This is a genomic window from Acinetobacter sp. A1-4-2 (assembly GCF_040233925.1).
Taxonomy (GTDB): domain Bacteria; phylum Pseudomonadota; class Gammaproteobacteria; order Pseudomonadales; family Moraxellaceae; genus Acinetobacter.
Map to the genome: position 1 here is coordinate 180,379 of NZ_CP157982.1, position 15,437 is coordinate 195,815.

Below are 15,437 nucleotides of genomic sequence, written 5' to 3' on the forward strand. Positions count from 1 at the left end.
CGCACGGTGAACCTTAAACGGAAGACGAGGGATAAATATCAAAATCTGCAGTGTTAAGCTGCTGATGCACCCACACGGAAAGCTCCAGCCGTGAATGCACATTCAGTTTGCGTAGCAGACTTTTCACATAGACTTTTACCGTACCGTCACTGATGCCTAATTCGCGGGCAATCAGTTTATTGTTCAATCCTTTGGCGATCAGCTTTAATGTTTCCTGCTCCCGCTGCGTCATTTCCGACAGCAGTTTGCGCTGCAATAGCACCTGTTCAGAGGTTTTATGCAAGGCAGCGGCTAAGGGTGCCGTCTGCTGCCGGACTTGCTGCGCCAGCAAAGCTACCCCATCGGCGTGCAATACGGTCTTGCCCTGCATGACTTGATGCAGTTGCAGCAGAATATCTTCCGGCAAGGTATCTTTGGGCAAAAAGCCATTGGCACCCAGACGAATGGCATCCAATACAATGCTGTCCTCCAGGCTGGCAGTTAAAATAATCACTTTAAGATCGACATTGCGTTCCCGGATGCATTTTAGTACCTCAATGCCGCTCATCTGCGGCATCTGTACATCCAGCAGCAGCAATTCAATGTTCGCGGTGTCCAGTGCTGACAGAAATGCTAATCCGCAGCTGTATTCCTGCTGTACATCAAAATGCTCGGACTGGCGGATAATATCCGCCACACCGCGCCTGAACAGCGCATGGTCATCTACAATACTGACTGCAATTTTATTCATCTCACTTCCCTCCAGTGCTCAGGTCTAATATCAGTTCAACGCAGGTGCCGCAGGGCCGATTCGGGCGGATACTGAGCACAGCACCAATCCGTTCGGCTCGTTCCTGCATAATTTCCAGTCCGAAACTGTCCGGCCGTTTCCGCCCTGCCTGTATGCCGCGGCCATTATCTGCAATCTGAATGTGCAGCTGCTGAGTGAAATTGCGCTTTACAGAAATGACGGCTGTACTGGCGTGGGCATGACGCACAACATTGCTCAGGCTTTCACGGATGATATAAAGCAACTGTACCGACTGTCTGGCACTGACTTTCAGCTGTGGGACACGGTTATCCAGTTCAAAAGCCACACTGGACTGATGTTCAAATTCGGCAATAATTTTTTTCAGCGCAGTGAAAAAATCCAGTTCCTGATAGGTTAAGCGTGAGGCGGTAATTAATTCACGCACCTGCTGGTAAGCATAATGGGTATAAGCCGCCAGCTCCTCGGTCTGTTCCAGCAGCGCTGCATAGCCAGGCTGCTGTTTGCATTGCTGGTTCAGCTGCGCGGATTTCAACCTTAAGAATCCAATAATTTGCGCAATGCTGTCATGTAAGTCAGCCGAAAAATCACGCCGCTCCTGCTGCAATATGGTTTGTATGCGCTCCTGCTGTAGCGCGCGTTCCTGAAAGCCCGATTCCAAAGCCTGATCCAGCTGCTGCAGTAGCTCCGCTTCCACCGGCTGGGCTGCCGAATAGTTTAAATAGACCCGCCAGACTGCAAAATTCTGTCCGGTAAACAGCGGGAGGCAATCATGCTGCCCCAGCAGCAGAGATACATCCTGCTGCATCACCGCTACAGAACGCGGTAGCAGCTGCTCTTGGAGCAGACGTACCTCAGACTGCGCCAGCGGTTGCGCCAAGGCATGAAAAATGAAACATTCCTGAGTGAAGGGATAGCACATCACCAGACAATATTCCGGCAAGTCCGGCACAGGAAAATGCTGTTTCAGCCATTGCAGAAAAAGTGGCAATTCGGCCTTGGTATCCTGAATCTGCATCAGCTTTAATTTGGCCTGCAGATAAAACAGCGTCAATTCACGCTGGCGAAGCAGCCGTTGGGTCTGATCTAAATCACCTGCCTGGTTTATGGCCCGCTCTGTCTCTATTTTGCCGTCATTCATCACTTCACTCGCAAGATGCGCCATGCTGCTGAATTATTCTTTACAGTTAAATTATTTGAGCAGGAATCATGCCAACATCCAGCACTACCCTATTCAGGGTATACCTCTGGAGAAATTGCTGTGCCAGCAGAATATGTGTGAAATGAAGAGCATCAGAACCAGCGGGACGCTTTGGGCTCATCTATGGGAACGCTTACTTCAGCTTTAGCCACTGCAGTGACAGATGAATATATTCATCTGCAGCAGCCAATCCATGAACTGTATTTTCGCGCAGATGCACAGTGCATGCACATTTTTGACCTGGATGCGGGTGATCGCATTCAATTTGACTTACCTGAACAACAGAGTATTGATCTACTGATTTTCAATACAGAACAGCAGCTTAAGCCAGAATTGCTACAGGTACTACAGGCCGAATCCCACCTGGTGGCCAATGGTGCTCGGGCTACACATGCGCAGTTAAATCAGGCCAGCGCCTCTAGCCAGCGCCTGAAACAGCAGTTAGCACAACATGCGATACAGCCTGACTGGCTGGAGCAGGCGCTGACCTTGAACAGCCCTGGAAAGAACATTTTTCAGGCATCGGCGGCAATTCAAGTCATCGTGTTCAATACCGGCCTGGACATGAATGTACAGCAGCAGTACTGCATAGATGAAGTGCCAGTGACGCTATTTAAAGCCCAGCCCGTACATTATTATTTGCCACAGCCTTTAGCCAAACCGGTGCAGGAAATTCTGATACCGCGCGCTTCAGCACGGACGTATAGCGTTAAAGCAGGACAATGGATTCAAATTATCGACTTGTCGGGCAAGCAGTGTTCCGATTTTTTGGCCTTTGATGCCCAGGCTTTGGCCCAGGGCCAAGAACTGGGTCTGGATGCCATGGCCACCCGGACCATTTTGGGGCATGCCACCCCGGCTCCCGGGCTGCACTCTAAGTTTTTTGCCTCAGATCTGCAAGCACTGGCCGAAGTGGTTCAAGACACCGTGGGCCGGCACGATATGTTCCTGAGTGCCTGCAGTCCGAAGTTCTATAACGATTCCGGCTACTTTGGCCATATTTCCTGCACCGATAATTTTAACCAAGTTCTGCAGCCTTTTGGCATCCAAAGCCGCAATGCATGGCCTGCCATTAACCTGTTTTACAACACCTTTGTTGAACCTTGCGGTGCAATCAGTATGGCAGAACCGTGGTCCAGACCGGGAGATTATGTCCTGCTGCGTGCCCACCGTGATCTGCTCTGTGCATCATCTGCCTGCCCTGACGATATTGATCCTTCCAATGGCTGGGTACCGACGGATATTCTGGTCCGGATTTATGATCAGGATCAGCATTTTCCCCGCTCCCAGCATTATCGAATTGACCCCGAGGAACTGCCGCGCATGACCCAAGCATCAGGATTTTTTCCGCGCATCCAAGCGCTTACTTCAAAAATTAGTGAGTACCACGGCTATTGGATTGCCAATGAATACGATGGCTGGGGTGCCAAAGCGGAATATCTGGCCTGCCGTGAAAGGGTCGCCATGATCGATTTAAGCGCACTGCGCAAATTTGAAATTACTGGCCCAGATGCAGAAGCTTTTATGCAGTATGCCTTGACCCGTAATATCCGCAGACTGGCGGTGGGTGAAATTGCCTACTCGGCCTCCTGTCTGGAAACCGGCGGCATGGTGGATGACGGCACGATTTTCCGCATGGGTGAAAACTGTTTCCGCTGGATTTGCGGTGATGAATATTCAGGAACCTGGCTGAAACAGCTGGCACAGCAGCATGGCTATAAAGTCAGCATTCGCAATTCATCCCAGCATATTCACAATATTGCAGTGCAAGGTCCACACAGCCGTGCGCTGTTGCAGCAACTGATCTGGACGCCTGAACATCAGCCAAGCGTAGAAAAATTAGCATGGTTCCACTTTACCCTCGGCAAGCTGGGCGGTACAGACGGTATTCCGGTCATGGTATCACGCACCGGTTACACCGGTGAGCTGGGCTTTGAAGTCTGGTGTCATCCTAGCCATGCCGAACAGCTTTGGGATGCCGTTTGGCAGGAAGGTCAACAATATGAGATTGCTCCGCTCGGTTTTGATGCCCTGGATTTATTGCGCATAGAAGCCGGGTTAATCTTTGCACAGCATGAGTTTTCAGCCGAAACCAATCCCTATGAAGCCGGCATTGGTTTCACGGTACCAATGAAAACCAAGGAAGAAGATTTTATCGGTAAACAGGCCATGAAAAATCAGACGCCGGAAAGCCGGCATAAACTGATGGGCCTGGTGCTGGAGGGCAATGAAGCGGTCCAGCATGGCGATCTGGTCTATGTCGGACGTTTTCCTGTGGGTGTGGTGACCAGTGCAGCCAACTCCCCTTTGCTGCAGCAACAGATTGCCCTGTGCCGCCTTGCACCGCAGTATGCCCTAACAGACACCGCTGTCGAAGTTGGACAACTGGATGGTCTTAAAAAACGCCTGAAAGCCAAAGTGGTGGAGTTGCCTTTTTATGATCCGCAAAGGTTAAAAGTAAAAAGCTGATTATCCAACCCATCATTTTTGCTTAGCCGTTGGGTGCTCTTTAAAGCTGAACATTGCTACTGCTGAACAGCCATCCTGAACATGAAACCCGCGCTGCATTTTTCTAGAGGGTGCGGTGCTTTAACCCTGAGTCTTTATGCGGCTATAGCAGGATTATACAAATATTTTAAAGGCGAAATATCCCCGGTAGTGATAACTGCAAGCTCCCACTCTGGTAGGTCATGTGCCTTATTCAGTAAACTGATACCTTCCAGCTAGCTTCAGAATATTCAGTTGATGAGTTAGAGAAAATAGAGAAATACATTTTCAGGATCGAGAAAGATGTGTAGATACCTGTGTCTTTAGGTTAAGCAGAATGTCTATTTCTAATTTATTTACTGCAATTTGTTTACATAGCAAAAGTAGAGAAATGATGAGCCAACAATCGCTATGTATCTGAATAAATTTTTATAAATTCTTCCATTTTTTGGTTTTTACGTTATTTTTAACTGCATGTTTAAAAGCTTTCAATACTTGCTCTCTGGTACTTGCCACCCATTAAGTTAGATCATGGTTGAGGCTAGCTCCTTACCCATCTATCCGAGCCAGCTGATTTTAGTTCCCATGTTTTTTAACCAGGGACTAAAGTCATACCAGATCATGGCCGGCACAACATCCCCGATTCTCAAGCCTTTGTCCGATATAAAAGGTGGCATTCTGCGTAATTTAAGCATCAGTTTATTTCAGCTTAGGCTATTTCCAGCAGTCCAGTGAATGAAAACAATAATTTTGGCACCCATTTTGCTTAATCAGTATTACGTTTTATAAAAATTGTAATATTGAGGGGCAACACTATGGGTTACGTTGCACGTGAACTCAGTCAAAGAAATAAACTCCTGTTTGGCTTGGGGTCTTTTTTAATACCGGTCTTGATTTGGTGTGCAGTCAGCTATTTACCTTTTATTTGGCATCCACAAGTCCAGATTGCCGATTCAGGCAGCGTGAACTATTTACAGGTCGGTAGTCGGATTGATAAAGACGTCTTTTTCTCTGCCGCCCAGTCTGCGCTAGATCAAGGTCTGGCTCCACCGCAAGGGATTCTGGTGAATCCGATCTATCTGCCCGCGCCGCATGAAGTGGCGATTGCCCTGGTCACGGCATTCACCACTGAACCTGCACAGGCCAATGCACCCTGGTTCCATGAAAGCCTGTGGCACAGTATCAAACTGGTTTTTAGTGCTTTCTTTATTTCTTCGCTGATCGGGATTCCACTCGGTATTTTATGTGGTTTCTCTCATAAAATTTCCCAGCTGACCGAGCCTTTTGTTGAATTTTTCCGCTACCTGCCTGCCCCGGCCTTTGGTGCACTTGCAGTGGCTATTTTAGGGATCAATGATGCACCGAAAATTGCCATCATTGTTATTGGCACCCTGTTCCAGCAAATCCTGATTATTGCCAATACCACACGTCTGGTGGACCGTAGCCTGATTGAAGCCGGTTTTACCTTAGGCACCAATAAGATGAAAAGCTTGTTTCATGTGGTCATTCCAGCGGCCCTTCCTGAAATTTACCGCAATCTGCGTGTCCTGCTCGGCTGGGCATGGACCTATCTGATCGTGGCTGAACTGATCGGCAGTACCTCGGGGATTACTTGGTTCATTACCCAGCAAGCCCGTTACCAGAATTTTGACAATGTCTTTGCCGCGATCCTGATCATTGGGGTGGTTGGTCTGCTGTGTGATGTGCTTTTAATGAAACTGGGACAACGCCTATTTAAATGGAAACCGGGAGCAAATTAATGCAAAACCCTGAATTTAATACCCGCGAATACTTTGACAAGATTTATAGCCGTCCGGTGATTCTGGAAGCGAAACAGCTGACACAAAAATTCAGTCATGGCAAAACTGAACGTACGGTTTTAAATGCCCTGAATCTCAAAATTCATAAGCGTGAGTTTATCTGTGTGATTGGTCCTTCCGGTTGTGGTAAATCGACCTTTAGCCGTGTAGTGGCAGGGCTAGACCCTTATAGCAGTGGTGAGATTCTGGTCGATGGCCAGCCGATTACCGGTCCGAGTCCGGAACGTGGCATGGTGTTTCAGGGCTATACCCTGTTCCCATGGAAAACCGTCAAAGAAAATGTCATGTTTGGCCCAAAAATGAAAGGCCAAAGTAATGCCTCAGCCGAAGCGCAGGCACGTGAATGGATCAATATCATTGGTCTGGAAAAATATCAGGACCAGTATCCGCATCAGCTTTCTGGCGGGATGAAACAGCGTGTCGCAATTGCCCGTGCGCTGGTCAATGAACCCAAGGTCTTGCTGATGGATGAACCTTTTGGTGCGCTGGATCCGCATACACGCCAGAAAATGCAGCGTCACCTGATGGATTTGTGGCAGAACATCGACATCACCATCATTTTCGTGACCCACGATATGGATGAAGCGATTTTGCTGGCCGACCGGATTGTGGCCTTGAAAGCCAATCCAGGTGAGATCAAGGAAATTATCGAAGTGAATCTGCCACGTCCGCGTCATCCCGATCTGATGCTGACGCCGGAATTTAAACAGCTGCGTGAGCATGTCGATCACCTGGTGCATGCTCAGGAAGATGAACTGGATCCTGCACTGGCGGATCTGCCGGAGATTCCGCGTCTGACTAAAGTGAGCACCAGCAAATAATCAGGTTAAAACACCTTTGGGACGACCCAAAGGTGGTAATCGTTGTGTTGGACGACCAACAATTAAGGTGATTGCCATGCAAGACCCATATGTACTCCCTCTTGTTGATATTTCCAAACTGCAAAGTCCACATCTGGCCGACCGTCTTGAAGTTTCTCATGCTCTGAATCAGGCCTGCAAAGAGGTTGGCTTTCTCTATCTGCAAGGTCGCCAATTTAATTTTGACTATGCCAAAGCCCTGATTGAAATTGCCCAATCCTATTTTTCACAGGATCTGGAGACCAAGATGCAGCACTATATTGGTCAATCCAGTAACCATAGTGGTTATGTGCCCATCGGTGAAGAACAGTTTGCCGGGAATAGCTATGACCTAAAAGAAGCTTATGATGTCAATTATGACTATCAGGGACCTAAAACGAATTGTCCGTTACTTGGCCCAACCTTATGGCCGGAAGCCCCCAATTTCAAGGCGGTGGTCAGTCAATATTATAGCCATCTGCGTGAGATCAGCCAGCAGATTTTTGCTGCTTTTGCCCTGGCACTGGGCATCGAAGAAGACTTTTTTGATGGAAAAATTACCGATGCCCCAAGCCAGTTACGCCTAATCCATTATCCCTATAATCCCGAAGTTAAAGATGCTGAAGGGATTGGCGCACACACCGACTATGAATGCTTTACCTTGCTGCTACCCACTGCACCCGGTTTGCAGGTACTGAATAAAGCCGGTGAGTGGATCGACATTCCCCTGATTGAAAATACCCTGATGATGAATATCGGTGACATGATGGAAATTCTGTCCAATGGTCAATACCTGGCAACCAAGCATCGGGTGAAAAAGGTTTCTGAAGAACGTTATTCTTTTCCGCTGTTTTGTGCCTGTAACTATGACACCGTGATTGAACCGGTCATTCAAACTGAAGATTGCAAATATGCTACTCTAATTGGTGGCGAACATCTGTTTAACCAGACTGCACAAACGTTTCATTATTTAAAACAACGTATCGCTTCCGGTGAACTGGTCTTGAAAAATGCGGTCCCGCTGTCCTCCTTTGGCCTTGAAGAACAGCCGGAGGTAGCATCATGAATCTGTTTGAAATACTCAAAACTTTAACACCGACAACCCGCCAGCACGAAGTCATTCCGAGCTTTTTATACGGTGTTTTCCGGCGCAAAAGCATCAGCTTCTTTAATGGCCTGACCGATGAAAACACCATTGTGTACTGGTTTCAGTCGCGCAGCTTTAGCATTGATCTGCGCCTGAAAAGTCAGAATGGCACACCCGTCGCAGACCGTCAGGGCTGGATTGGCAATACCTTATGGGATGAATCCAAGCAGCTGTTGTCCTGGGAGGTCGCTGACTACGCCAATTACCAGAACCATGTGCAATGGCCTGAGCCGGCAAAGCTGCATGCAATTGGCAACTGCATTCTGGAATTCTCTCCCAGCAATGTTTATGTCGAAGACTGGCGCCAGCAGGTACAACGCGGTGTGTTTTTAGGCCTGCGACTTCAATCAGCACTTGATGTCCAGTTAGGACAAAAGCTGGAAATGGATGGTGGCCTGATTATCTGTGGCAATCATATGGCCTATGCCCTGACCCGTTTGTCCGATGTACAAAGCACAGTTGCTGCAATGGATTTAAAAGCGGTTGATCCAACTGTTTTTGCTTTAATTGAAAGTTTTGAAGTCTCGATCGGCACGGATGGTCAAACTAAAACGTACAGCACCCGCTCCAGTGAAGCCGGTAAAGCTTTTAATCTGGACAACTTTGAAATTCTTGATGAAACCCGTCTGGTTCAACATGTAATTTTGGATGGTCGTGAAATCGACCTGATTTTTGCGCTAGATATGTATCACCCTGACTACGAGTTTCAGCACAGCACTGCGACAACGGCAGAAGCGGAACACTGGCTGAAGTCAGAGCAGGATCACCTGATGCATCATGCAGCACGGGTGGTATAGGGAGGAATATGGCTTTTTTATATCTGTCGATTGCCATCATTGCAGAAGTCATTGCGACTTCTGCCCTGAAAGCCTCCAATGGCTTTAGTGTGCTCTGGCCATCTCTGGCCACCATTCTTGGATATGCCGTTGCGCTATTCTTCCTGTCACTGACCATGAAAACCATTCCGATGGGCATTGCTTATGCGATCTGGTCCGGTGCCGGCATTATCCTGATTTCAACGGTTGGCTTACTGGTGTTTAAACAGCACCTGGATCTTCCGGCGCTGATCGGACTGGCATTGATGATCATGGGTATTATTTTTATCAATGTGTTTTCTAAAAGCACTGAACTTTAATTTTTTTGATGTTTATCTGACCATAAAAAAATCCCCAGTCTGATCAGACTGGGGATTTTTTTATGCACTAGATCTGGCTTTATTTCAGCTCTTGTACCAATGTCGGCACAATGACAGCATCGACATTCATTTCAGTGCTGTAGATGCCATTGGTCACATTGAATTTATTGACATGGTAGCTGGAACCATAGATCGAATCGAAGCCATTGCCTTTGGTAAAGACTTTCTTGTTCGCCTCTAAGTCCAACAGATGCGTCCCCTCGATAAACTGCATATAGGCTTTGGCATCGACTCCGACCCGTTTAGCCATGATCCGGGCCGCATCTTCACGAGTCGCCGGATCATTAATATATTTTACCGTTTTATCCCAAACCTGGATCAGCTTTTTCCATTGTTCCTGGTTGGCTTGCAAATGTGCTGGATTCACCGTCAGGGTATCGTAGATCAGGCCGGCTTTATCTTTAGAACTAAAAATAATCTTTGAACCGGCAACGGCAGATAAAGCCTGATTGGCGACCGGCTGCCATACGGCAATCGCATCAATATCTGGAGTATTAAAGACCTGAGGCAGTTCATTGGTCATGGTATTGACCAGCTTGACCTCGTTCAGCTTGATTTTGGCATCATCCAGTGCAGTCGACAGCAGCAGGTGATCGACCAGACCTTTTTCAGTCGCCACTGTTTTGCCTTTCAGTTCCTGAATCGTATTAATCCCCGGTTTAGCGATAATGACGTCATTTCCCGCCGAATAGTCGGTTGCCATGATCATTACGCCTTTGGTACCACCTGAACCGGTCACCAGATTATCTCCGTTGGTGACCATCACCGCATCCAGCTGGTTTGCAGCAAAAGCAGACAATGAAGCCGAATAGTCAAACCATTTAAAATCGGCATTTACGCCAGCTTCTTTTAACCAGCCTTTTTCAATGGCCACTTGCCATGCCACAAAGCCCGGCCAGTCACTATAACCAATACGGATCGGCTGGGTTTGGGCACTAGCGCCTGCCTTGGCATCTGATTCTGGCACTTTAGCCGTATTGTCACAGCCACTCAATAAAATGGCGCCACAGATTGATGCGGCCAAACTTAGTTTTTTCATCATGGTGCGATTTCCCCTATACAATTACATTTAAAACGTGTGTTTGAAGGTTGTTTTGATTGAATAAAGTCACGCCAGCCACCGAAATGGCTGATGTCAGTGGCATCTTCCAGCGCATAGCCTTCACAGATAAAGCCTTTGACCCAACGGCCATCTGCCAGCTGAACATTGCCAATACCAAGCGGTGCCGGCACTTCCGCAATAATCTGGCCAAAGTTGGCAAATGGAATATCCCAGACTTCGACTGCAATCTTCTGACCTGTGCTGCTGTACTGCAGGCCCGGTTTAGGCGGTGTGGTATTTTTCAAGGCATACAGTTTATAACTGGCGGCGGTCTGGGTGGTTTGCAGCAAGGTTGCGCCACGTGTGGTCAGCTGGAAGTTCAACGGCATACCCGTCAGGTGTGCACCTAGGACTGCGAGTTTGACCGAATGCTGCGATTGAATCGGCATTGTTGGAGCGTAAGTTTTTTGCGAAGTCCCCATCGTTAAAGCGGTCGCTTGCTGCCAGCGTTGAGCAAAGTTGGCCAAGGCCTGATCCATCCAGGCGGGAGCAATAAAGGTCACACCGCTTGGCAGGCCATCGGCACGAATGCTATTTGGCAGTGCCAAGGCTGACAGATCGGCAAAATTGACAAAATTGGTATAGGCACCCATGCGGCTGTTTTTAACCAGTGGATCTGCTTCCACATCGGCAATCTTGTAAATGGTCGGTGCGGTAGGCACCATCAAGGCATCAAAGTCCGCCAATGCCAGATTGATTTGGCGCGCCAGCTGGGCACGTTCATATTCCGCCTGCATCATATCGACAGCGTTGAAGTTGTCCGCCTGACTGATGATCTGGTGAATCACCGGATGGGTCACCTCACGCGAGACCATTTTCTCTACGGCGCTGCAACGCTCTGCGACCCAGGCCTTGTTATATAAAGCCAAAGCCAACTGATTGAAGATGCTGAAATCAATCGCTTCGACCGCATAGCCCAGCTGTTTGGCACGAGCGATCGCCAGTTCAAAGGCTTTTTCCGATTCTGCATCTGCATAAAATTCCAGCTGTGCCGGAATGGCAATTTTGCCTTTGGAAAACTGGGTAGGCACATTCTGAGGATGTAATCTGGAATAATCATCGTTCTCATCATAACCCTGCATGATCTGGGCTACTTGCCAGGCATCATCCACCGTCAAGGCAAAAATTGAAATCACATCAATGGTACGGCAAGCCGGAATCAGCCCCGAAGTTGAGAACCAGCCCTTGGTCGGTTTAAGCCCCACAATATTGTTATGTCCTGCTGGCACACGGCCCGAACCTGCGGTATCGGTGCCCAAACTGAAGGGCACCAGACCATTAGCAACCGCCACAGATGAACCCGAACTTGAACCGCCACTGATATAGTCCGGATGAAAGCTATTTTTCACTGCACCGTATGGAGAACGTACACCGACCAGACCGGTTGCAAACTGATCCAGATTGGTTTTACCCACCACAATCGCACCAGCCGCTTTCAACTTGGCAACCACTGTTGCATCCTGGCTGGCCAGATAAGTAGCTTCTTTACAAGCCGCCGTGGTATAAAAACCGGCCACATCAATATTATCTTTCACCGCAAATGGAATACCGTACAGTGGCAGGTCTGCTACGGATTTACCCTTTAGAGTATCAATTTGGGTTTGTAGTTGCTGCTCGGTGGCAATGGAAATCCAGGCATGATCGTCATTGTTAAACGATGCGACATAAGAGATCAGGTCCTGTAACTGGATCTGCTGCTGTTGGTAAGCATTCTGCCAGTCCTGAATGGTCCATAAAGTGTTCATGACAATACTCCTTTATTGGTATTTTGGGGAATGGGAGGCATCACGGCATCCATCAGTTCCAGGTGCCCTTTGAGCATCCCTTTCAATGCAATAAATTGTTCACTAATTTCTTTCAGGTCACTGCTCACGCCCTGCATCAGCATCACCTGCAGGACTTTTTCATCATCCAGCTGGATATGCAGCGAGCTGATCACCTGTTCCAGATATTGCTGTTGCAGGTCCACCAGCTGGGAACGCAGCGGCTTGAGGCTGACGTCATAGACCAGCGTCAATGTGCCGACCATCACTTCATCGTGTGCCACCAGATCGTCAATCAAATAGCGGTTAATCATGTCGAGAATAGCCTGAGAACGGCTTTCGTAATGTTGCTCGACAATCTTTTGATCGAGTGCTTGAAGCGTGCTTTCTGGCAGGGTGATACTAATCCGTGCCAATTTTTGTTTAGCCACGGTGGTATTCCTTCTGCTGTGCGGATTGCTGTAAATGCAGTCCGGCACGTATGCTTAAAAGCTCAACTAAAAATTTCAGCCATGGATGCAGCTTTTTATTCGAGTCTGGATGATTCATGTGCATCTCCTACAGGTATTACAAAACTGGAATTTCGTATTACTTGCTAAAATGCAGAAAGCGTGCCAATTGTAACGACGGGATAAAATAAAAACGGCTAAAAAAAAGCCCCAGTACGCTGAGCTGGGGCCTGTTTTAAATCAGGGGGTTATTGATGATTTCACCGGTTCGATTGCTTTTATTCTTCATGTACAGTTATTTTTTTTATACATGATGGGTTGACCGATGAGTATGGTTGAGTGATCAAGTAAATGGCTCTCCTCTGTTTATCTGTCATGTAAATAAAAGCAGAAAGCATGCCAGCTTAGTTCTTATAAATAAAATTATCTAAAAACAGTTATTTATTAAAATAAAAAGTGCTTAAAAATATTGATCAAATGTTTATGCGCCAAGATTGATCAGATTTTCACCAAAACGATGTCATTTAAAATATAAAATTGTGCTGTGTAGTCTTGGGTTGCGCAGTCATAGTGTTTTACCAATGAGTTCGTGGATTTTGATTCCAGCTGTGGTGGCTTGGGGGATTTGGCTCTTAGATCATAAGCATATTTAAAAAAAAACCGCCAAGAGGCGGTTTGTTTACATATTTTTATAAATGGTATCTCGCCGATCTACATCCAGAACAAGCACAATAACTTTTGAGTCGATCACTTGATAAACCAAGCGATAGCCTGCGGATCTGAGTTTTACTTTATATAGGTCTACTGAGCAACTGAGCTTGTTTTTGGGAATCTTGGGATTTTCCAAAATAGTTTCGAGCTTACGGATAAACTGTTCTGCTATTTGCGGATTCAGCTTATCAAACTTTTTAAACGCGATTTTTGTGAACTCTAGCTCGTAGGTCATCCAGGCTTACCTTTATGGTTTCTTCAGTTTCAGCTTCTTCTGCAAGTTTGAGCAATTCTTTGTCTTCAATTAAATCCATAAGGCGTTCATACATATCCGCAGGAACACAATAGAATGCTGGATTGTTTCGGTTTAGGATTGCGACTGCTTCACCAAAGCCGTTGTTGACCACTTCCATTGGGTTCTTTTTCAGGTCTGAAACGCTTGCAACAAAGCGTGAGTGGATAATATTGTTCATATTGGTCGATGTCCTGGATATGTAAACAATAGCCAAATGATAACCAATTTAAAGATCTTTTAAAAGACCTGTTATTAGGTCTTTTAAAACTATTCCTCATCTATATCATTTTCATTCGGCTCTAAAGCATCATCATTTTTTAAATTTTTATTTATGTAACGTTTATTTGAAAGGATATTTCTAAGAATCTTATCTCTTAATTTTTGCTTATCTTCTTCAGATAGATTTTCATTCAGGAAATACATATTTTCTATGAATTTTTTTTCATTAAACTCACCATATTTATTTTCAAAAGCTTTCTTTTTTTCGACTAGATCATCGTAATAAATATTACCAGACTTTACAAAATCATCTTTAAATTTTTTATATTTCAAAAATTCAATAAATTTATCGGCTTCACCAATTTTTATTGATTCATTGTTATCATGCTCTTTAGTTAAATCAAATTTAATTATAAATTTTTTATCTTTAAATTTTAGTGAGTCTTTAATATCTTGAATTGAGCTATCTTCAATATTAACATTCAAATAAATTTTAGACTTTGTTAAAAACTCATCAATTTTTAAAATACTAAAATGTTCAACCCCAGCTTCATCATATATTTCATTTTTAAGTTCAACTCTTGCGCCAAGTATTTTCTTACCTTCAAACTCTTCATTAATGCGCCAATCTGATTTAGTATCTTCAGAGATAAAAATTACATTTTTTAATGTTTTTTCTTTTGCATAATCAACTATCTGCTTAAATATTATTAAATCACCAAACTTACTTTTATATTCTAAATCTGAGAAATAAAAGACATCTTCACCTTTTTGTTTTGCATCTTCGAATCCCGGTGGTATTCCTTTTTTATAGCGATCTTCACCTTCTTGAAATAAATTATTCAATTTATCTTGTGTATCAAAGATATTTTTACCAACTTTCTCATTTGTAAAAAAATCGTCAATTTGATTTCTAACAATATCTTCAGAATTTAAAAAAATACCATCTTTGTCTTGAGATGTAATTTCGACTTTAAGCTCAGTAATACTTTTTCTTAATTCTACATTCAAAGTATCAATTTTATCTTTAATATTCTGTTGTATGTCTTGGATTTTTGAATTAACAGTTGGAAAATTTTTTATTAGTGAAAACTCATTCTGAAAAGTTGTAAATAATTTTTGATCAAAACTAATAGTATGAGAAAGTTCATCAGCTCTTTTCTTCATTTCTGTAAAAAACTTTCTTCTATTTTTTATGATTTGCAGTCTATTTCTTTGGTATTCAAGACCTACATGATAAGGAATCCATGCTCTCCCATTTAGTAGTTCAAGAGCTTTAAAGAAATCACTTCTATTTTCAGGTTGGAAACTATATAAACCTAACAAAACATTTGTATCAAATACAAATAATGTTTTCTCATCTGTCCAAATTCTTTTTAATTCTGAATCATTACGCTCTTCATAAAAACAAGAAAATATAGACTTCATATCAAGTAAAAATTAAAATTATTTCAAGGTATT

At 45.1% G+C, this 15,437-nt stretch carries 15 protein-coding genes; 6 read left to right on the forward strand and 9 right to left on the reverse strand.

Annotation, left to right across the window (positions count from 1 at the left end; genetic code table 11):
• Positions 1-13: 13 nt before the first annotated feature.
• Positions 14-730 (reverse strand): response regulator transcription factor, encoded by a 717-nt coding sequence (locus ABJ384_RS15440; protein ID WP_349929811.1) that lies wholly within the window; start codon positions 728-730, stop codon positions 14-16.
• Between the two features lies 1 nt (position 731).
• Entirely contained in the window at positions 732-1,913 is a 1,182-nt protein-coding gene (locus tag ABJ384_RS15445) for an ATP-binding protein (protein ID WP_349929812.1), read from the reverse strand.
• Positions 1,914-2,072: 159 nt separating this feature from the next.
• Here ABJ384_RS15445 and ABJ384_RS15450 point away from each other — a divergent pair, with 159 nt between their 5' ends.
• The 6 genes from ABJ384_RS15450 to ABJ384_RS15475 all read left to right on the forward strand — a co-directional run bounded on the left by ABJ384_RS15450 (position 2,073) and on the right by ABJ384_RS15475 (position 9,377).
• Positions 2,073-4,418 carry a DUF1989 domain-containing protein gene (locus ABJ384_RS15450; RefSeq protein WP_349929813.1) on the forward strand — a complete coding sequence of 782 codons (2,346 nt, stop codon included), beginning with the start codon at positions 2,073-2,075 and terminating at the stop codon, positions 4,416-4,418.
• An 833-nt stretch (positions 4,419-5,251) separates the two neighbouring features.
• Positions 5,252-6,196 (forward strand): ABC transporter permease, encoded by a 945-nt coding sequence (locus ABJ384_RS15455; protein WP_166171746.1) that lies wholly within the window; start codon positions 5,252-5,254, stop codon positions 6,194-6,196.
• Complete coding sequence (locus ABJ384_RS15460; protein WP_349929814.1) at positions 6,196-7,077, forward strand: ABC transporter ATP-binding protein; 882 nt, start codon at positions 6,196-6,198, stop codon at positions 7,075-7,077. The genes ABJ384_RS15455 and ABJ384_RS15460 overlap by 1 nt, the downstream gene beginning before the upstream one ends.
• Before the next feature lie 76 nt (positions 7,078-7,153).
• The gene (locus ABJ384_RS15465) at positions 7,154-8,161 is read left to right on the forward strand and encodes a 2OG-Fe(II) oxygenase family protein (RefSeq protein WP_349929815.1); all 1,008 of its coding nucleotides are present in this window, start codon (positions 7,154-7,156) and stop codon (positions 8,159-8,161) included.
• A complete protein-coding gene (locus tag ABJ384_RS15470) occupies positions 8,158-9,039 on the forward strand; it encodes a hypothetical protein (protein WP_349929816.1) in 882 nt (293 codons plus the stop codon). Before ABJ384_RS15465 ends, ABJ384_RS15470 begins: the two co-directional genes overlap by 4 nt.
• Before the next feature lie 8 nt (positions 9,040-9,047).
• The gene (locus ABJ384_RS15475) at positions 9,048-9,377 is read left to right on the forward strand and encodes an SMR family transporter (protein WP_180043757.1); all 330 of its coding nucleotides are present in this window, start codon (positions 9,048-9,050) and stop codon (positions 9,375-9,377) included.
• 79 nt (positions 9,378-9,456) lie between these two features.
• Here the strand turns inward: ABJ384_RS15475 and ABJ384_RS15480 are convergent, their stop codons facing one another.
• The 7 genes from ABJ384_RS15480 to ABJ384_RS15510 all read right to left on the reverse strand — a co-directional run bounded on the left by ABJ384_RS15480 (position 9,457) and on the right by ABJ384_RS15510 (position 15,404).
• Complete coding sequence (locus ABJ384_RS15480) at positions 9,457-10,479, reverse strand: ABC transporter substrate-binding protein (RefSeq protein WP_180043759.1); 1,023 nt, start codon at positions 10,477-10,479, stop codon at positions 9,457-9,459.
• Positions 10,476-12,284 (reverse strand): allophanate hydrolase, encoded by a 1,809-nt coding sequence (atzF, locus tag ABJ384_RS15485; RefSeq protein WP_349929817.1) that lies wholly within the window; start codon positions 12,282-12,284, stop codon positions 10,476-10,478. The genes ABJ384_RS15480 and atzF overlap by 4 nt, the downstream gene beginning before the upstream one ends.
• Positions 12,281-12,733: a ribbon-helix-helix protein, CopG family gene (locus ABJ384_RS15490; RefSeq protein WP_086194862.1), complete on the reverse strand. Its 453-nt coding sequence runs from the start codon at positions 12,731-12,733 to the stop codon at positions 12,281-12,283. Before ABJ384_RS15490 ends, atzF begins: the two co-directional genes overlap by 4 nt.
• Positions 12,726-12,851, reverse strand: a complete 126-nt coding sequence (locus ABJ384_RS15495) for a hypothetical protein (protein ID WP_277343580.1) — start codon at positions 12,849-12,851, stop codon at positions 12,726-12,728. The genes ABJ384_RS15490 and ABJ384_RS15495 overlap by 8 nt, the downstream gene beginning before the upstream one ends.
• Positions 12,852-13,430: 579 nt before the next feature.
• Positions 13,431-13,697, reverse strand: coding sequence for a type II toxin-antitoxin system RelE/ParE family toxin (locus ABJ384_RS15500; protein ID WP_349929818.1), 267 nt, complete (start codon positions 13,695-13,697; stop codon positions 13,431-13,433).
• A complete protein-coding gene (locus ABJ384_RS15505) occupies positions 13,660-13,935 on the reverse strand; it encodes an antitoxin (protein WP_349929819.1) in 276 nt (91 codons plus the stop codon). Before ABJ384_RS15505 ends, ABJ384_RS15500 begins: the two co-directional genes overlap by 38 nt.
• An 89-nt stretch (positions 13,936-14,024) precedes the next feature.
• Entirely contained in the window at positions 14,025-15,404 is a 1,380-nt protein-coding gene (locus tag ABJ384_RS15510) for a PIN-like domain-containing protein (RefSeq protein WP_349929820.1), read from the reverse strand.
• Positions 15,405-15,437 lie beyond the last annotated feature (33 nt).